An 18264-nucleotide genomic window follows, 5' to 3' on the forward strand; every position below is an offset into this window, starting at 1 on the left:
ACGCCATGAAAAACTTCGGATTCCAAAAGATGGACGAGATGGAGCAGCAGATCACCCTGCGGGCCTGCCGGGCGGCCTGGGTTTTCCTGGTCATCGCCCTGTTTCTCTGGGAGGTGTGGGAGCTGATCCAGGGCGGGGACACCAGCCTGCCCGCCTTCCTGCTGGGGGCCCAGGTGGTGATCTTCTGCCTGGCCCAGTGGCTCGGCCGGGCCCGGGTGGGGGATGACCGGGTGAAGCGGGAGGTGGTGATCTGGATGATCCTCACCGCCGCCCTGGTGCTCTTCGGCGTGCTGCTGGCGCTGGGCGTATGAGGAACAAGGTCAAGGAGCTGCGCAAGGCCAGGGGCCTGCGGCAGGAGGACGTGGCCAAGCTGCTGGGGGTGACCCGGCAGACCATCAACGCCATCGAGAACGACAAGTACGACCCAACCCTGGCCCTGGGGATGAAGCTGGCCCGCCTGCTGGAGGTTCCGGTGGAGGAGCTGTTCACCCTGGAGGGGTAGCAGAGGCGCGCCCGCCGGCAGGGGGCGCGCCTCTGGCGCGTATGGGAAAAAGCAAACTGGGAGGAAAACCGCCATGAGAGACGAGAACATCCGCATCCGGGTGGCCGCGCCGGAGGACGCGGCGCAGCTGCTGGCCATCTATACCCCCTATGTGGAGGGCACCGCCATCACCTTTGAGTACGACGTGCCCACCCTGGAGGAGTTCCGGGGGCGGATCACCCGCACCCTGCAAAGATACCCCTACCTGACGGCGGAGGGGGGCGGCGAGCTGCTGGGCTACGCCTATCTCAGCCCCTTCGTGGGCCGGGCCGCCTACCAGTGGGCGGCGGAGACCTCCATCTACCTGCGGATGGACAGCAGGGGGCTGGGGCTGGGCCGCGCCCTGTATGGGGCCATCGAGGGGATCGCCCGGGCCCAGAACCTCACCAACCTGGAGGCCTGCATTGGCCGCCCGGCGGGGGAGGCGGACGAGCATCTCACCGACAACAGCGTGGAGTTCCACACCCACATGGGCTACCGCATGGTGGGGGAGTTCCACAAGTGCGGCTATAAATTCGGCCGGTGGTACCACATGGCGTGGATGGAGAAGCTGCTCGCCCCCCACGTTCCAAACCCGGCCCCGGTGCGCCCCTTCCCGGCGCTGACCGGGCCGGAGCTGCGGGCCCTGGGGATCGAGGCGGTGGCGGGGCGGCCGTAACCGGACTGTAACCGGATTGTCAACAGGAATAGAAGAATTATGTAAATCGAAATGCTATCCTCTTCTTAAAAGGGCCGCGGCAGATGCGGTCTCCATGGAGGTGCAGTTCGTGAACAGAAAGAAATTGACAGCCCTGACCCTGGCGGCCGCCCTGGCCCTCTCCCTCTCCGCCTGCGGGGAGTCCGCCGCCCCTCCCCAGTCCCCGACTCCCTTGGAGACGGCGGAGGCGGACTTCACCTTCGCAGATCTCCAGGCGTGCCGGTTTGTCCATGCCAGCGGCGCGAGCGGCTGGGGCACGGTGCTGACCATCCAGCCGGACGGGAGCTTTTCGGGCTCCTTCAGCGATTCAGAATGGGAGGAGAGCGAAAGCGGAACCCAGGCTGTGTGTGAATGCTGCGAATTTTCCGGCCAGCTTGCCCAGCCCGTGCGGGTGAACGACTACACCTACTCCGTGGGCATCGAACACATCGAGTACCAGCGGGAGCCGGGCACGGACGAATATGCCGACGGCATCCATTACTATTTCACAGAGCCCCGGGGCCTGGAGGACACGGGGGAGCTGCTGATTTACCTGCCCGGCGCGCCCATGGCAGAGCTGCCGGAGGGATTCCTCGGCTGGGTGATGGGGTCTGATGACACCGCGGAGGAGGAGCTGCCCTTCTACGGTCTGTACAGCGAGGCCCGCCTTGCGGGCTTCCGGGGAGATCCGGTGCAGGAGCCGGTCGATGACCCGGCCGCCGCCCAGCCTGCGGCAGCAGACCCCCTCTTTTCCCAACTCAAGGATCTGGAGTTCTACTTTGCCAGCGGCGCGGGAGGGTGGCGCACGATTCTGCATATCGACGTGTACGGGAGCTTCTCCGGCACGTATAGCGACAGCGACATGGGAAGCGGCGAACACGGCGTCCAGTATCGCTGTGACTTCACCGGGCAGTTCACCCAGCCGGTGCGGGTGAACGACTACACCTACTCGGTGCGCATCGACGAGATCGCCTACGAGAAGGAGGCGGGCACCGAGGAGGTCATCGACGGCACCCAGTACTGCTATACCGACCCCTACGGCCTGGAGGACGCGGAGGACATCCTGATCTATCTGCCCGGCGCGCCCCTGGGCCAGCTGCCCCAGGAGTTCCGGAGCTGGGTGGGGTACAGCGAAAACACCAGGGACGAGCTGCCCTTCTATGCCCTGAACAATGCGGTACACCAGCAGGGCTTCTCCAGCTACGACCGGCTGGAGAGCATCCGGGAGAGCCTGGAGGGGTGGGTGGAGCCCTACGCCGCCGAGCTGGAGACGGAGATCACCAGCGGAGAGTTCGACCAGTGGGTGTGTGAGGAAAAGGCCGCGCGGATGCTTGAACTGTGGGATGACCAGCTCAACGACCTGTGGAACTGTCTGGAGCAGCGGCTGGATCCGGCGGAGCTGGAGCCCCTGACAGCGGAACAGGAGGCTTGGGTCGCCCGGAAGGAGGAGCAGGTGACCCAGGCCGGGGCCGGCCCCCACGAGGGCTGCACCCAGGCCGCGGCGGAGGACATGGCGGCGGCGGAACTGACCCGGGATCGGGTCTACGAGCTGTTGGACTGGCTGGACGAGACATAGGAAACAGCGCGGATGGGGTGACGCCCATCCGCGCTGTTGATTTACCTGGGTTATACCGGCGAGCGGTACTGTTCCGCGTACTCCGGGTAGAGGGCGGTGAGCTCGTCGGAGATGGCCCGGTACTCCTCCGCCGTGATGTCCCGGGTGCGCTCGTAGATATACACCGTCACCCCGTCCTTGAGGTGGAAGGATACGTCCAGCCGCTCATAGGCCGTGCCGATGCCGGTGCCCTCCAGCACCGGCCCGGCCAGCACGGTGACCAGGTGCTGGTTGTCCGCCCCCAGATGGTACTGGACGGGGTCGGCCACGATCAGGTAGTCGGCGGTGAGGGCGTTCCACGAGAAGCCGTCCCGCTTGTCCACCGTGGCAAAATAGGTGATGGAGGTCTTGGGGCTCTCCGGCTCCGGGATGCCCACCGAGCGCAGGGTGGTGTCGTAGATGCTGGAGTTGAAGGTGAAGGAGGAGGAGATGATGGCCGCCGTCCTGGGCTCCTCCGCCGACAGGCTGTCCACGTACACCCGCAGGGCCACCAGCTGGGCGATGTCCTCCCGCTGGGGCGGCACATAGGTGAAGGTGGGCAGGGGGGAGAGAGTGGTGATCTCCTGGGGGCTGGAGGGCTGCTCCCGGGGGAGGAAGGAGCTGCCCAGCACACACAGGGACAGGGCCCAGGCCCCGATTTTGGCGGGCCTCGCCTGGGGCAGGGCCTCCAGCCCCAGGGCCAGGGCGGCGCACAGAGCGGGCAGGTAGAGGAGCAGATGCTGCTGCCCGTGGGACTGCACCCTGGTGAAGAGGAACAGGCACAGCACCGGCTGCACCAGGGTGAGCAGGGCGGCGTACCGGGCCTTTGGCCGCCGGAGCAGGGCCCACACCACCGCCGCCAGGGCTGCCGCCATAAGAATCCAGCCGAAATAGCGGCACAGCATTACCGCGTCCACCCACCGGCCCTGGTTGTAGGCGGAGTAGGTGTCGAAGTAGCTGCCTCCCAGCACCTGCGACACCAGGAAGCTCTGCCCGAAGAAGAGGGAACATACCGCGCCGGAGGCGCACAGAGCCACAAAGGACTTCCACTGGCTCCGCCGCACCGCCAGGGCGAGCAGGGCCGCCAGTCCGAAGGATACGGTGAAGAAGAAAAAGTACCGCCGCAGCAGGAACACCAGGGTGAGCAGGGCGCCGGTGAGGATGCCCCGGGCCCACTGGGGGCGGCGCTCGTCGGTATAGATGACGAAGGCCCAGATGCCCGCGCCGGCCGCCGCCACGTCCACAAAGCCGGTGAGGGCGGTGTAGAGCAGCATGGGGGTGGCGCAGACCAGCAGCACGCCGCCGCGGCGCACCCGCCGCCCCAGGGCCAGCATGCCCGCCAGGGCGGGGAGGACGTACAGGTTGGCGATGACGAAGTTGTAGACATACCGCCCGGTGCCCAGCACGCGCATCACCAGGGAGATGGGCCAGGAGAGCAGGTAGTTGTACTCCGAGGTGATCACGCTCTCCAGCACCAGCCGCACCTGGGCCAGATCCAGCGGCTGCCCCGCCAGCAGGGTGCTGGAGTTCCAGTAGATGTTGCTGTCCCAGTAGTAGATGGTGGCGCTGCCCGCGCTGTACAGGGCGGTAAGGATGTTGACCGCCAGGATCAGCACCAGCATGGTTTTCCCGCAGGACAGGTGCAGGGGGCCGAACTGCCGCAGGGCGGTGCACAGGGCCAGCACGACGGCGGAGAGCATCAGGCCGCTGCCCAGGGCGCAGGCCAGCCGGAAAGGGGCGGTACCGATGAGCATGCCGCCGGCGTCAAACATGCTGTAGCTGGTGTCCAGCAGGGCCCCCAGCGCAAAGGCGGCCCCGCCGGCCAGGGCGGTTTTCCAGGTGGGGCCGAAGGGGAGGAGCAGCCGGGGCGCCAGCCCCAGCTTCCACACGGCCAGCACCGCCGCGCCGGAGAGCACCACGGCGGCGGCCAGAATCAGCTCCCCGGGGAGGTGCCCGTACAGAACGGCCCAAAAGCGCACCAAGGCCAGGCCGGACAGGCAGCCCCACGCTGCCAGCCCGGCCAGGCCCTGGAACAGGATGTTTTTTTTCATGTCTCAGCCGGGAGGCCAGGTCATGTCCCGGCCCGCCAGCACGTGGAAGTGCAGATGGTGGACGGACTGGCCCGCCTGCTCCCCGCAGTTGGACACCACCCGGAAGTCTGTGATGCCCAGCTCCTTGGTGACCTGGGAGATCACCTCAAAGGCGTGGGCCACCACGGCGGAGTTCTCCGGGGAGATCTCCCCGCAGGAGCCGATGTGGGCCTTGGGAATCACCAGAAAGTGGGTGGGCGCCTGGGGATCGATGTCATAGAAGGCGTACACCTGGTCGTCCTCATACACCTTCTTGGACGGGATCTCTCCCGCAGCGATCTTGCAGAACAGACAATCGCTCATGGAATCAGCCTCCTTTCACGGGCTATTTTACACCAAATCATCAGGAAGGGCAAGAAAAAGCGAGCCCCCGTTCGGAGGCTCATGTCCGGACGGGGGCTGCGGTCAGGTTCTGACGAACTGGTTCCGCTCCCGGCTGTAGGAACAGTCGATGGCGGAGAGGGACTGGGTGATCTCCCCGGCGTCCACCTGGAGATCGTCACACAGGGCGTCCAGGCTGGGATAAAAATCCCGCAGTTTGGTGTTGATGACGCTGAGCAGAATCACGGGGTCCTTGGGAAGCATAGGGTAGTCTCCTTTTATTGAAAAAATACAATCTATGATATGACGGAAAGGGCCGGTGGTGCCTGACGCGGCTTAGAGCCCCAGCTTTTCGGCGACCAGGTCGTCCACCTTGGCAAGGGCGTCATCCAGCTTGAGTACGTCGCTGCCGCCGCCCATGGCGCTGTCCGGCTTGCCGCCGCCCTTGCCGCCGCAGATGGCGGTGATGGTCTTGATGATGTCGCCGGCCTTGATGCCCTTCGCCACGGCCTCCTTGCCGCAGACGGCCAGGAAGGTGATCTTGCCGTCGTTGACGGTGGAGAGGACGGACACGATGCCGGGCTCCCGATCCCGGCACATGTCGCCCATCTGGCGCAGCTTGGCGGCGTCGGCGTTGGGCAGGGTGGCGGTCAGCACCCGCAGATCACCCACCGGGTGGCAGCCCATGAGGAAGCGCTCGGTCTCGCCGGCGGCCTCCTTGGCCTGGAACTTCTCGATGGTGTGGCGCATCTCCCGCAGCTCGGCCATGTTCTGCTCGGCCTTCTCCCGCAGCTCACCCGGCTTTGCCTTGAGGACGGCGGCGGCCTCAAAGAGCAGGGCCTGGTTGCGGTTCATGATCTCCAGGGACTTGAAGCCGGTGGTGGCCTCGATGCGGCGCACGCCGGAGGCCACGGAGAACTCGCTGTCGATGTGGAACACGCCCACCTTGGCGGTGTTGTCCAGGTGGGTGCCGCCGCAGAACTCCACAGAGAAGCCCTGGCCCATGTCCACCACCCGGACGGTGTCGCCGTACTTCTCGCCGAACAGGGCGATGGCGCCCCGCTGCTTGGCCTCCTCGATGGGGAGAACCTCGGTGTGTACGTCGTAACCCTCCAGCACCGCCTCGTTGACCTGGGCGGAGACCTGGGAGAGCTCCTCGGCGGTGAGGGCGGCGAAGTGGGTGAAGTCGAAGCGCAGCTTGTCGGGCTCCACCAGGGAGCCGGCCTGGTGCACGTGGTCGCCCAGCACCTTCCGCAGCACCGCGTCCAGCAGGTGGGTGGCGGAGTGGGCCCGCATGACGGCCTTGCGGCGGGGCACGTCGATCTCGGCCCTCACGGTGTCGCCCAGCTTGAGCACGCCGCCGGACATCTTGCCGTAGTGCATATACTTGCCGCCCTTGTTCTTCTGCACGTCGGTGACCTGGAACACGCCGCCGCTGGCGGCGGTGAGCACGCCGTGGTCGCCCACCTGGCCGCCCATCTCGGCGTAGAAGGGGGTCTTGTCCAGCACCACGATGCCCTCCACGCCGGGCATCAGCTCCTCGGCCTGCTCGTTCTCCACCACCAGGGCCACTACCTTGGCGCCGTCGATGGCGGTGTGGTCGTAGCCCACAAACTCGGTCTCGGGCACGTCCTTGCCGAACTCCACGCCGGCCCAGCCCAGGTCGCCCAGGGCCTCCCGGGCCTTGCGGGCCCGCTCCTTCTGCTCCTGCATCAGCTTCTGGAAGCCCTTCTCGTCCACGGCCATGCCCTGCTCGGCCACCATCTCCATGGTCAGGTCGATGGGGAAGCCGTAGGTGTCGTACAGCTTGAAGGCGTCAGCGCCGGAGAAGATCTTCTCCCCCTTGGCCTTGTGCTGCTCCAGCATGTCGTTGAAGATCTTCAGGCCGCCGTCGATGGTGCGGGCGAAGTTCTCCTCCTCGGTGCGGATGACCTTGGTGATATAGTCCTGCCGCTCCCGCAGCTCGGGGTAGTGGCCCTCGTTCTCGTGGATGACGGTGTCGCACACCTCGTACAGGAAGGGATCGTTGACGCCCAGCAGCTTGCCGTGGCGGGCGGCCCGGCGGAGCAGGCGGCGGAGCACATAGCCCCGGCCCTCGTTGGAGGGGAGCACGCCGTCGCAGATCATGAACACGGAGGAGCGGATGTGGTCGGTGATCACCCGGAGGGACACGTCCTTGGCGGCGGTCTCGCCGTAGTGGGCGTGGGTGATCTCGGACACCTTGTTGGTGATGTTCATGACGGTGTCCACGTCGAACAGGGAGGCCACGTTCTGGCACACACAGGCCAGCCGCTCCAGGCCCATGCCGGTGTCGATGTTCTTCTGCTTCAGCTCGGTGTAGTGGCCCTCCCCGTCGTTGTCAAACTGGGAGAACACGATGTTCCACACCTCGATATAGCGGTCGCAGTCGCAGCCCACGGTGCAGCCCGGCTTGCCGCAGCCCCACTCAGGGCCCCGGTCGTAGTAGATCTCAGAGCAGGGGCCGCAGGGGCCGGAGCCGTGCTCCCAGAAGTTGTCCTCCTTGCCGAACTTGAAGATCCGGTCTTCGGAGATGCCGATCTCGTCCCGCCAGATGGCGAAGGCCTCGTCGTCGGCGGGGGTGGTCTCGTTTCCGGCGAACACGGAGGGGTAGAGCCGGTCGGCCTCCAGGCCCACCCACTCGGGGGAGGTGAGGAACTCCCAGGCCCAGTGGATGGCGTCCCGTTTGAAGTAGTCGCCGAAGGAGAAGTTGCCCAGCATCTCAAAGTAGGTGCCGTGGCGGGCGGTGTGGCCGATGTTCTCGATGTCGCCGGTGCGGATGCACTTCTGGCAGGTGGTCACCCGGTGGCGGGGGGGCTCCTGCTCCCCGGTGAACCAGGGCTTCATGGGTGCCATGCCGCTGTTGATGAGCAGCAGGGAGGCGTCGTTCTGGGGGATGAGGGAGAAGCTGGGCAGGCGCAGATGGCCCTTTGTCTCAAAGAATTTCAGGAACATCTCGCGCAGCTCGTTGAGACCGTAGTTCTTGTGCATGGACAGACCAAACTCCTATCTTCCAAAATTTTGGGCTTTGCCGGGCAAAAAAGAAGCCCCGCCCCCATGTCAGGGGCGGAGCGTATTCACTCCACGGTACCACCCTGATCTGCCCCGAAGGGCATCTCATGCCATCCGGTAACGGGGATGAGGCGTCCCGGTCGTCCCGGGCGGCTGGTGAAGTGGCTTGCGGAGCCGTACAGCAGAGGGCTTCCACCGTCCCCTCCTCGCTCGGCGCACGGGCATCCGCTTGGCTTCGTCGCGGCGTTTTTCTGATAGCTGAATTATTCTATCACATTTTTCGCCGTTGTCAACCGCTTTTTCGGCAGGCGGCGGCTCTCGGCTAAAACCAGGCCCGGTAGGAGAACCAGTGCTCCGTAATACGCCGGGTTACGCCGCCGTTGTCCGTCCCGTCGCTCCAGCGCCACCGATTCTCCCCGGCGGGGGTCAGCGGGACATCCACGTTCTGATAGGCCGCCGGCACGCCGTCCTCCGAGTAGTAAAAACCGCAGTAGGTGGAGGCGGGGGCCAGGCCGAAGCCGCCGGAGAAGAACTGCACGATTCGGTGCTCCCCGGGAAAGACGCCTTCAATCTCTACACCCTTGTACCGCGCCGCCGTCTGGCTGCCGCGCAGGCAGTCCGCCGCGATCTCCTCCAGTGCCGCCTGGTTGGCGGCCACAAACCGCTCAATCCCCGCCGGATGATCCCCGCTCCGGACTGTCATCAGCAGCAGGGCCGGAATGAGGAGCGCGCACAGGAGAATCAGGAGCACCGATGCTTTTTTCGCTTTCATGAGAACAACCCTCCCGGGACGCCCGGGGCAGAAGCGACCCCAGGAAGAACAGCAGGGGCGGCAGCAGGCCCGCCAGAATAACCTGGGGCAGCCACAGCCACGGGGCGGCCCCGTCCAGAAAGGCGAGGCCGGTCATCAGGACGAACAGGGCCGAGGGGGAGGCCAGAAGGAAGGTGGACAGAAGAATTTGAAGGCCCAGATAGCCCACCGACGGCAAGGCGCCGCCGGAGGAGAAGAGCCACAGCCCGCCGAAGGCCCAGATCCAGGCGCATAGGGCGGGGTACAGGACGGCCTTGACGCCGGTTTTCAGATCCGGGGCGGGCCAGCGCCTCAGGGAGGACACCACCCAGCCCGCCGGCACATAGAGGAGCATCAGGACGTACACATAGACGGGAAATACAGGGAGCCCCCACGCTCCGGACAGGAGCAGCCAGCCCCCAAAGCCCAGGACAGAGAGGGTAAAATGCCCGGCGGCAAACCCGCCGAAGCGGCCGTGGACAGAGCCGGTATGCCTCATGCGGGAGTTCCCCCTTCCGGGAGCGCCGGCGGCTGGGGCCGGCGGAACCTGTGGGGCAGAAGGGAGCCCAGAAAGAACAGCAGAGGCGGAAGCAGGCCTGCCAAAGGGACACAGACCAGCCACAGCCAGGGGAGCCCGCCCAGGGAGTACAACAGGGAAAGAAGGACAAACAGGGCGGAGGCCGGGGCCCAGTAGACGGTGGAGAAGAGCATCCAGGAGCCGGCGCCCTCCAGTGCCGGAATACCCGCAAGAGAGGCAAAGATGCCAACGCCCGCGCTGGCGGCCACCCAGCCCCAGGCGCACAGGGTGGGGAAAAGGACAGAGAGGAAAGCGGTTTTCCGCCCCGGCCCGGGCCAGCGTCGGAGCCGGGAGAACAGGCAGCCCGCCAGCAGGTAGAGCGCCGCCGGCAGCAGATAGATCTGTACCACGGCGATTGTCGAGGAAGCGGGGCCTGCCTGCCTGAAATTGAGAAACGCAAAGAAAAAGTACAGCACTGAACACAGAATGTGGCCCAGGATAAAGGCGCCCAGGCGGCCGGGGATGGAACCTCTCGTAGGCATCAGCGTTCACCTCACTGAGGCAAGTATACGCTGCCAATGGCTGAAAGTCAATATTATTTTAGCGATAAACAATAAAATTGGATAAAAGGCAAGACAGATAACTCCGCTGGCTTTATCTATGTAAAAACCGCTCTGGCGGGCGGGAAAAGAGGGGAAGGACAGCGGTAAAGGTTACCGTGCCGCCGGAGAGGCGGGCGGTGAGCCGTCCGTGGTGCCGGGCCACGATAGCCCGGGCGGTGGACAGGCCGATGCCGTAGCCGCCGCTGCTGCGGGCGCGGGAGGAATCCGCCCGGTAAAACCGGTCAAACAGGCGGGGGAGCTGGGCGGCGTCCAGCCCGGCGCAGGGGTTGGAGACAGACAGCACGGCCCAGCGGCCCCGGCGGGCCAGGGTGAGGCGAATGGCGCCGCCCTCGTCGCAGTACTTGACCGCGTTGTCCAGCAGCAGGGCGCACAGGCGGGCCAGGTTATCCTCCACACCGGGGAGCACCAGCTCCGGCTCAATCCGGCCGTCCAGGGTTTTGCCGGCGGCCTCGGCCAGGGGGCGGAAGTCCTCCAGGGCCCGCTCCGCCACCCGTCCCAGGGGCACGGGGGCGACGGCCTCGTCGGGCAGGGCCTCCTCGGTGCGGGCCAGCTCGATCAGGTTCTGGATCAGCCGGTCCAGCCGCCCCACCTGGGCCCGGGTGCTCTCCAGCCAGCGGTTTTCCCCCAGGGAGTCGGAGAGCAGGCCGGTGTTGGCGGAGATGATGGCAAGAGGGGTCTTGAGCTCGTGGGAGGCGTCGGTGACGAACTGGCGCTGCCGCTCCAGGTTCTCCACAAAGGACCGGGTGACCCGCCGGGAGAGGAGGAGCAGCAGCAGAAATACCGTAAGCAGGCAGACACCGGCGGCCAGCAGGGAGATGCGCAGTACGCCGCCCGCCCCCTGAAGCTGGAGGAAGCAGTCCAGCACCACGATGGTGGTGCCGCCGTCAGGCTCGGCAAAGACGCCGTAGCGGTAATAGCTGGTGTACCCGGACTGCTTTCCTCCGTCCAGGATATTGCCCACCCACTCCACCACCATCTGGCGATCCAGGGCGGCAATGTGCTCGGCGTCCACCTCGGTGACCTCCCGGTTTTCCGTCAGGTGGACGATGAAGTAGCGGGTCTCAAAGGGGGTCTCCGGGGTGACCTGAAACCCGCCGTGGGCCGCCGGATCCACTGGCGCGTCTGGGATCTGAAAGGCGCCTCCGGTCTGGTGGAGCATCTCCACCGCCGCGTCGGCCCGCTGGGTGAGCATGTGCCGGTAGCCCAGGTTGATGGCCAGGCAGAGCAGGGCCAGGGTGCCGGCCAGGGAGGCCATGGCAATGAGGAGGAAGCGGCGGCGGAGGGCGCGGATCACGCCCCCACCTCCAGGGTGTAGCCCCGGCCCCGGCTGGCGGTGATGCGCACGGTGGAGTGCAGCCCCTCCAGCTTGCGGCGCAGATAGGAGATGTAAGCCCATACCACGTTGACCTCCGCCTCGCTCTCATAGCCCCAGATGCGCTCCATCAGCTGCTCGGTGGACAAAAAGCCGCCCCGCTGGCGCATGAGCAGCTCCAGCAGCTGGAACTCCTTGTTGCCCAGACGCACCGAGGCACCGTGGGCGGACAGCTCGAAGGTGTCCCGGTCGAGGGTCAGATCCCCCGCCGTCATCTGACTGGGGGTATAGGCGGCGCCCCGGCGGGTGAGGGCCCGCACCCGGGCCACCAGCTCCCCCATGTCGAAGGGCTTGGGCAGGTAGTCATCCGCCCCGGCGTTGAGGCCGCGGATGCGGTCGTCCACCCCGCTTCTGGCGGTGAGCAGGAGCACGGGGGTGGATACCCCCTTCTCCCGCAGCAGGCGGAGCACCTCCAGTCCGTCCCGCCGGGGCATCATGATGTCCAGCACCAGGCCGTCGTAGTTCTCCGCCAGGCCGTAGTCCAGGGCGTCGTCCCCGTCGTGCACCACGTCCACCGAGTAGTGCTCCCGCTTGAGCATGGCCTCCAGGGCGGCGGCCAGCTCCGGCTCGTCCTCGGCGATCAGAATCCGCATGGTTCAAGACTCCTTTTTTGGTCAGGTATCGTGCTCCAGTTTAAGCGGATTCTGTGCCGTGGCTGTGGACAAATCTTGAACGTTTTGCAAATTTTATGATGCGGACGGCTCCGCAGCCGTCAGGGAACAGGTCAGGGTGCCGCCGTCGCCCATGGCGAGGGTGATCGCCGCCTCCTCCGATTCGGTCAGGACGGTGAGGGAGGCGGTGCCGTCCCCGTTGTCCACCGCGTCGGTGACCGAGCCCTCGGAGAGCTGGAGCTCCAGGGTGCCCAGCTCCGCCCCTGAGGCGTCGGTGAGCACCAGCTCCGCCGTGCCCGTCCGGGGCAGGCCGCTCACGGTGAGGGTGCCGTCCTCCTCGGCGGGGTAGTCCGCCTGATCCTCCCCGATGGTGAGCTGGAGCGAAGCGTCGGACAGGGGAGCGCCGTCGGCATCCAGCAGGGTGAAGGCGAGGGTCAGGCCGGCGTCTGCCGTCTCATCGGGGGCGGCGGTCTCCTGGACGGCGTCCTCCTCCTCTGCCGCGGGGGTGGCGGATACGCTCTCCGTCTCTTCGGGGGTGGGAGTGGGGCTGACAGTCTCCTCCTCCTGGCCGGAATCGGCGGAACAGGCGGTCAGGGCCGCCAGCAGCATAGCCCCGCACAGGCCCAGAGCCAGCCATTTGGTTCGTTTCAAAAGAATCACTCCATTCCATAGGTGTCCGGGGGTCTCCCGGTGCCCACAGGATGGCACGCCAACTCAAAAGGAACTTAAAGGACCTGCCGCGTCTTGACACCGGCGGGGAGGCTGGGGTAAAATGCAGCTGTACAGACCAAATGGAAACCAAGGGAGAGGGAGAAACCATGCCGGCAGAGGCAAAGACCCTTCCGGCCTGCCCGGTGGAGACCACGCTGACCCTGATCAGCGACAAGTGGAAGGTGCTCATACTCCGGGATCTGATGCCGGGCACCAAGCGCTTCGGGGAGCTGAAAAAGTCCCTGGGCACGGTGAGCCAGAAGGTGCTCACCGCCCAGCTTCGGGAGATGGAGGGGAGCGGCCTGCTCACCCGCACGGTGTACCCGGAGGTGCCGCCCCGGGTGGAGTACACCCTCACTGAGCTGGGGTACAGCCTCAAGCCCGTCCTGGACGCCATGCAGAGCTGGGGTGAGGCGTACAAGACCAGGAGCGGGAACGGAACATTGACCGGATAAGCACAGCATAGAAAGGCAGGCGCGCCGCGGGATTCCGCGGCGCGCCTGCCTTTTGCCCGTCCGCACCCCGCTCTGCCGCCATTCTTTAAGGTAGATTTTAAGTCCCGGCGCTACAATCAGGCTATCTGAGCACATAAGGAGGGAGACCCCTTGATTGAGGTCGAGCATCTCACCAAGCAATATGGCGAGCACACGGCGGTATCCGACCTGAGCTTCCGGGTGGACAGCGGCCGGATCTACGGCTTCCTGGGCCCCAACGGGGCGGGCAAGTCCACCACCATGAACATCATGACCGGATGCCTGTCCGCCACGGAGGGCACCGTCAGGATCGACGGGTACGATATCTTCGAATCACCCAACGAGGCCAAGCGGCGCATCGGCTACCTGCCGGAGCAGCCGCCCCTGTATCTGAACGAGAGCCCCCTGGAGTACCTGCGCTTTGTGGGGGAGGCCAAGGGCCTGCGGGGCGCGGAGCTGGAGCGGCAGATCTCCGCCGTGGTGGAGCAGACGAAGATCGGCGACGTGCGCCGCAAGCGCATCTCCGCCCTGTCCAAGGGCTACAGGCAGCGGGTGGGCATCGCCCAGGCCCTGCTGGGCAATCCGGAGGTGATCATCCTGGACGAGCCCACCGTGGGCCTGGATCCTCTGCAGATCATCGAGATCCGCACCCTGGTGAAGGAGCTGGGGCAGAGCCACACGGTGATCTTCAGCTCCCACATCCTGTCGGAGGTGCAGAACCTCTGCGACCAGATCCTGATCATTTCCCGGGGAAAGCTGGTGGCCTTTGACCGGCCGGAGAACCTGGAGAAGCGGCTGCTGGGCTCCAACGAGATCACCGTAGTCACCGACGCGCCGCCGGCAGAGGCCAGCGCCCTGCTGGACGGGGTGGCGGAGCTCACCGACTGCGCGGCGGAGGAGCGGGCCGACGGCCTGACGGCGCTGCGCCTCAAGACGGACTGCACCGAGCTCCACCAGGTGTCCCGGGAGATCTTCTTCGCCTTCGCCGGGGCGGGGAAGGCCCTGCTGGAGCTGTCCCTGAAGAAGGCCAGCCTGGAGGACGTGTTCCTGGAGCTGACCGAGCACCAGGAGCCCCCGGCGGTGGAGCCGGACGGGGCGGAGCAGCCGGAGCACCAGGCTGAGACAGAGCCCGCGGAAGCGACAGAAAGCGCGGAAACCGCGGAAGGAAAGGGGGAGGAGGAACCGTGATCGCGGTATGCAAGCATGAGCTGCGGGGGTATTTCCACTCCCTGACGGCCTACGTGTTCGGGGCCTTCCTGCTGGCTGTGGTGGGTGTGGGCGCCATGCTCTACAACCTCCAGGCGGCGGTGAGCAACTTCGAGTATGTCCTCAGCTTCAGCAGCCTGGTCTTTGTGGTCATCGTGCCCATCCTCACCATGCGGGTGCTGGCCGAGGAGCGGCGGCAGAAGACCGACCAGCTGCTCTACTCCCTGCCCATCACCACCACCCAGGTGGTGCTGGGCAAGTACCTGGCCCTGCTGGCGGTGTACCTGATCCCCCTGGCGGTGATCTGCGTGTACCCCCTGATCTTCGCCCAGTTCGGCGAGGTCTACCTGCCCACCTCCTACGGCTCCATCTTCGCCTTCTTTGTCATGGGGGCGGCCCTGATGGCGGTGGGGGTGTTCCTGTCCTCCCTGACGGAGAACCAGGGCTTCGCCGCCGGCATCACCATCGCGGTGATCCTGTTCAACTACTACAGCGTCAGCCTGTCGGAGTACATCTCCTCCACGGCCTTCGGCTCCCTCATCGCCCTGGACGTGCTGGCGATCCTCCTGGGCTTCCTGATCCGCTATCTCACCCGGAACGAGGGCCTGGCCTACGGCGTGGCCCTGGCCCTGGTGCTGGCCCTGGCCGCCGCCTTCCTGGTGGACAGCTCTATGTTTGAGGGGCTGCTGCCCGCCGTCATGGAGCAGCTGTCCCTGTTCGAGCGGTTCAACACCTTTGTCAACGGCGTGTTTGACGTGACAGCCATCGTGTACTACCTGAGCGTGATCGGCTTTTTCCTGCTCCTGTCCGTCCAGTCCATGGAGAAACGGAGGTACAACTGATGAAAAAGCTGAGCTTAAAGCCCGCCGGCGGCGGGGAGCGCCGGGGGCGCAACGCCCTGAAGGGCGGGGCCTACTCCCTGGCGGTTGTTGCGGTGGTGCTGGCCATCCTCATCGCGGTGAACGTCTTTGCCTCCGCCCTGCCCACCGCCTATACCCGGTTTGACATCAGCGCCTCCAAGCTCTACTCCATCACCAGCAACACCAAGGTGGTGGTGAACGGCCTGACCGAGGACGTGACCATCTACTGGATCGTCCAGTCCGGGCAGGAGGACGACGTGATCGAAAACCTGCTGGGCAAGTACGAGAGCCTCTCCGACCACATCCAGGTGGTGAAGCGCAACCCGGACGTGTATCCCACCTTTGCCGAGCAGTACACCGACGAGGACGTGCCCAACAACAGCCTGGTGGTGGAGTGCGGCGACCGCAGCCGGTATATCAGCTACAACGACATCTACGTGCAGAGCGCGGACATGTACTCCTACTCCTACACCACCGATTTTGACGGGGAGGGGGCCATCACCTCCGCCATCGACTACGTGGTCACCGAGGATCTGCCCCAGCTCTACGTCCTGGAGGGCCACGGGGAGGCGGAGCTGCCCTCCACCTTCGCCGACCAGATCGAGAAGGCCAACATCGAGACCAACACCCTGTCCCTGCTCACCGTGGACGCCATCCCGGAGGAGGCCGACTGCATCCTCATCTACGCCCCCTCCAGCGACATCTCCACCGAGGAGCGGGACATGCTGGCCGACTACGTGTCCGGCGGCGGTAGGCTGCTGGTCATGGCCGGCCCTGTGGAGGACGGCATCCTGGAGAACCTGTACAGCCTCCTGTCCGACTACGGCGTGGAGGCCCACGAGGGCATCGTGGTGGAGGCCGACCGGGAGCACTACGCCTTCCAGGCCCCCTACGTGCTCCTGCCCGACATGGCCAGCCACGACATCACCGACTCCCTCATCGAGGAGAACTACTTCCCCATCCTGCCCATCTCCCTGGGCCTGACGGTGACGGGGGAGGGCTCCGGCGGCACGGTGACCGAGCTGCTCACCACCTCCGACGCCGCCTTCAGCAAGGTGGCCGGCTATGACCTGTCCACCTACGAGAAGGAGGAGGGGGACATCGACGGCCCCTTCGCGGTGGCGGTGTCCGTGGAGGACGACGGCGGCGGGCAGATGGTGTGGTTCACCTCCTCCGTGTTCCTGGAGGACGTATACAACGCCTATTCCTCCGGCTCCAACGGGGATCTGGCCATGAACGCCCTGTCCGACCTGATCGGCGAGCGGGAGGCCATGGCCATCCGCAGCAAGTCGCTGAACTACAACTATCTGACCATCAGCGAGTCCACCTCCGCCCTGCTGCAGACCGTGATGATCGGGGTGTGCCCCCTGCTCTTCCTGGGCGTGGGCATCGCCGTGGTTCTGAGGAGAAGGAGGAATCAGAATGAACCGTGCTAAGCGGCTGTATATCCTGCTGGGGGTGCTGGCCGCGGCCTGCATCGCCGCCTTCGCGGTGCTCCACCTGGAGCAGCGGCAGGAGGAGATCGCCGAGAGCGGGGAGACGGTGCTGGAAATCGATCCGGATGCCGTCCAGTCCCTGTCCTGGGAATACGAGGGGGAGACCCTGGCCTTCCACCGGGACGGCGACGGCTGGCGCTACGACGATGACGAGGCCTTCCCGGTGGACGGGGAGAAGATCCAGGAGCTGCTGGGGCAGTTTGAGGCCTTCGGCGCGGCCTTTGTCATCACCGACGTGGAGGACTACGCCCAGTACGGCCTGGACGACCCCACCTGCACCATCCAGCTGGCCACGGAGGAGGAGAGCTATACCATCGAGCTGGGCAACTACAGCAACATGGACGAGCAGCGGTATGTCTCCACCGGGGACGGCAACGTGTACCTGGCGGTCAGCGACCCCCTGGACGTGTATGATACCGATCTCAGCGGCCTGATCGCCAACGACCAGGTACCGGACTGGACTCAGGTCACCGGCCTGACCTTTGCCGGGGAACAGGACTACACCGTTACCTGGCAGGAGGACAGCGGCCTGTCCTACAGCGAGGACGACGTCTACTTCACCCAGCAGGACGGGGAGAGCCTGCCCCTGGACACCAGCCTGGTGGAGGGGTACCTGCGCACCCTCCAGTCCCTGGAGCTGACCGACTATGTGACCTATAACGCCACCGACGAGGAGCTGGCCGACTGCGGCCTGGACGAGCCCCAGCTGACGGTGACGGTGGACTACACCGGCGAGGACGAGGACGGGGCAGAGACCTCCGGCACCTTTGTGCTCCACATCAGCCGGGATCCCGAGGAGCTGGCCCAGGCCCAGGCGGACGAAGAGAGCGGCTCGGAGGAGACAGAGGACACGGAGGAGGAGATCACCGCCTACGCCCGGGTGGGAGACTCCCAGATTGTCTATCAGCTCTCCGGCTCGGACTACGAGGCCCTGATGGCCGCGTCCTATGACGAGCTGCGCCACCAGGAGGTGCTGTGGGCCGACTTTGCCGGCGTCACCCAGCTGGACATCGCCCTGGAGGGGGAGAAGTACACCATTTCCGCCGAAGGGGAGGGGGACGACCGCACCTGGAGCTGCCAGGGGGAGGAGCTGGAGATCGACGACCTCCAGAGCGCCCTGGAGGGCCTGACGGCGGCGGAGTTCACCGACGAGGCCCCCGACCAGCAGGAGGAGATCAGCCTGACGGTTCACCTGGACAGCGAGAGCTTCCCCACCGTGGAGATCCAGCTCTACCGCTATGACGGCACCAACTGCCTGGCGGTGGTGGACGGGGAGAGCGTCTCCCTGGTGCCCCGGGAGCAGGTGGTGGATCTGACCGAGGCCGTCCGCGCCATTGTCCTGAACTGACCGGC

At 65.8% G+C, this 18264-nt stretch carries 19 protein-coding genes; 9 read left to right on the forward strand and 10 right to left on the reverse strand.

Translation table 11 applies throughout. The annotated features are described in order from the left end of the window. The first annotated feature begins 5 nt into the window (after positions 1 to 5). The 4 genes from B5E42_RS01715 (at position 6) to B5E42_RS01730 (ending at position 2793) form a co-directional block, all read left to right on the forward strand. A complete protein-coding gene (locus B5E42_RS01715; protein WP_087236274.1) occupies positions 6 to 311 on the forward strand; it encodes a hypothetical protein in 306 nt (101 codons plus the stop codon). After that, positions 308 to 502, forward strand: coding sequence for a helix-turn-helix transcriptional regulator (locus B5E42_RS01720; protein WP_087236275.1), 195 nt, complete (start codon positions 308 to 310; stop codon positions 500 to 502). The genes B5E42_RS01715 and B5E42_RS01720 overlap by 4 nt, the downstream gene beginning before the upstream one ends. 73 nt (positions 503 to 575) lie before the next feature. Then, entirely contained in the window at positions 576 to 1199 is a 624-nt protein-coding gene (locus B5E42_RS01725; RefSeq protein WP_087236278.1) for a GNAT family N-acetyltransferase, read from the forward strand. A gap of 109 nt (positions 1200 to 1308) precedes the next feature. Further along, the gene (locus B5E42_RS01730; protein ID WP_087236280.1) at positions 1309 to 2793 is read left to right on the forward strand and encodes a lysozyme inhibitor LprI family protein; all 1485 of its coding nucleotides are present in this window, start codon (positions 1309 to 1311) and stop codon (positions 2791 to 2793) included. Positions 2794 to 2843: 50 nt separating this feature from the next. Here B5E42_RS01730 and B5E42_RS01735 read toward each other — a convergent pair whose 3' ends face one another. The 10 genes from B5E42_RS01735 to B5E42_RS19075 form a co-directional block, all read right to left on the reverse strand. Continuing rightward, on the reverse strand, positions 2844 to 4862 hold the full coding sequence (locus B5E42_RS01735; RefSeq protein WP_087236282.1) for a hypothetical protein: 2019 nt from the start codon (positions 4860 to 4862) through the stop codon (positions 2844 to 2846). Between the two features lie 3 nt (positions 4863 to 4865). Next, positions 4866 to 5204, reverse strand: coding sequence for a histidine triad nucleotide-binding protein (locus B5E42_RS01740; RefSeq protein ID WP_087236284.1), 339 nt, complete (start codon positions 5202 to 5204; stop codon positions 4866 to 4868). Between the two features lie 102 nt (positions 5205 to 5306). Next, on the reverse strand, positions 5307 to 5486 hold the full coding sequence (locus tag B5E42_RS01745; protein WP_087236286.1) for a DUF4250 domain-containing protein: 180 nt from the start codon (positions 5484 to 5486) through the stop codon (positions 5307 to 5309). Positions 5487 to 5558: 72 nt separating this feature from the next. Beyond that, the gene (alaS, locus tag B5E42_RS01750) at positions 5559 to 8231 is read right to left on the reverse strand and encodes an alanine--tRNA ligase (RefSeq protein WP_087236288.1); all 2673 of its coding nucleotides are present in this window, start codon (positions 8229 to 8231) and stop codon (positions 5559 to 5561) included. Between the two features lie 343 nt (positions 8232 to 8574). Further along, entirely contained in the window at positions 8575 to 8955 is a 381-nt protein-coding gene (locus B5E42_RS01755) for a hypothetical protein (RefSeq protein WP_204244363.1), read from the reverse strand. Further along, on the reverse strand, positions 8918 to 9541 hold the full coding sequence (locus B5E42_RS01760; RefSeq protein WP_204244364.1) for a hypothetical protein: 624 nt from the start codon (positions 9539 to 9541) through the stop codon (positions 8918 to 8920). The genes B5E42_RS01755 and B5E42_RS01760 overlap by 38 nt, the downstream gene beginning before the upstream one ends. Next, positions 9538 to 10101, reverse strand: coding sequence for a hypothetical protein (locus B5E42_RS01765; protein ID WP_087236293.1), 564 nt, complete (start codon positions 10099 to 10101; stop codon positions 9538 to 9540). Before B5E42_RS01765 ends, B5E42_RS01760 begins: the two co-directional genes overlap by 4 nt. 112 nt (positions 10102 to 10213) lie before the next feature. Beyond that, positions 10214 to 11476, reverse strand: coding sequence for a HAMP domain-containing sensor histidine kinase (locus tag B5E42_RS01770; RefSeq protein WP_141242421.1), 1263 nt, complete (start codon positions 11474 to 11476; stop codon positions 10214 to 10216). Continuing rightward, positions 11473 to 12147, reverse strand: a complete 675-nt coding sequence (locus tag B5E42_RS01775; RefSeq protein WP_087236297.1) for a response regulator transcription factor — start codon at positions 12145 to 12147, stop codon at positions 11473 to 11475. Before B5E42_RS01775 ends, B5E42_RS01770 begins: the two co-directional genes overlap by 4 nt. A gap of 93 nt (positions 12148 to 12240) precedes the next feature. Further along, complete coding sequence (locus B5E42_RS19075; protein ID WP_087236299.1) at positions 12241 to 12816, reverse strand: hypothetical protein; 576 nt, start codon at positions 12814 to 12816, stop codon at positions 12241 to 12243. A 167-nt stretch (positions 12817 to 12983) separates the two neighbouring features. Here B5E42_RS19075 and B5E42_RS01785 point away from each other — a divergent pair, with 167 nt between their 5' ends. From B5E42_RS01785 to B5E42_RS01805, 5 genes are all read left to right on the forward strand, one after another. Then, positions 12984 to 13331 carry a helix-turn-helix domain-containing protein gene (locus tag B5E42_RS01785; RefSeq protein ID WP_087236637.1) on the forward strand — a complete coding sequence of 116 codons (348 nt, stop codon included), beginning with the start codon at positions 12984 to 12986 and terminating at the stop codon, positions 13329 to 13331. A 150-nt stretch (positions 13332 to 13481) separates the two neighbouring features. After that, complete coding sequence (locus B5E42_RS01790; protein ID WP_087236301.1) at positions 13482 to 14537, forward strand: ABC transporter ATP-binding protein; 1056 nt, start codon at positions 13482 to 13484, stop codon at positions 14535 to 14537. Then, positions 14534 to 15397, forward strand: coding sequence for an ABC transporter permease (locus B5E42_RS01795; protein ID WP_087236303.1), 864 nt, complete (start codon positions 14534 to 14536; stop codon positions 15395 to 15397). Before B5E42_RS01790 ends, B5E42_RS01795 begins: the two co-directional genes overlap by 4 nt. Beyond that, entirely contained in the window at positions 15397 to 16851 is a 1455-nt protein-coding gene (locus tag B5E42_RS01800; RefSeq protein WP_087236305.1) for a GldG family protein, read from the forward strand. The genes B5E42_RS01795 and B5E42_RS01800 overlap by 1 nt, the downstream gene beginning before the upstream one ends. Continuing rightward, positions 16838 to 18259 (forward strand): DUF4340 domain-containing protein, encoded by a 1422-nt coding sequence (locus B5E42_RS01805; RefSeq protein ID WP_087236307.1) that lies wholly within the window; start codon positions 16838 to 16840, stop codon positions 18257 to 18259. The genes B5E42_RS01800 and B5E42_RS01805 overlap by 14 nt, the downstream gene beginning before the upstream one ends. Positions 18260 to 18264: the final 5 nt, after the last annotated feature.

This window comes from Flavonifractor sp. An10, from assembly GCF_002161215.1.
GTDB lineage: Bacteria > Bacillota > Clostridia > Oscillospirales > Oscillospiraceae > Flavonifractor > Flavonifractor avistercoris.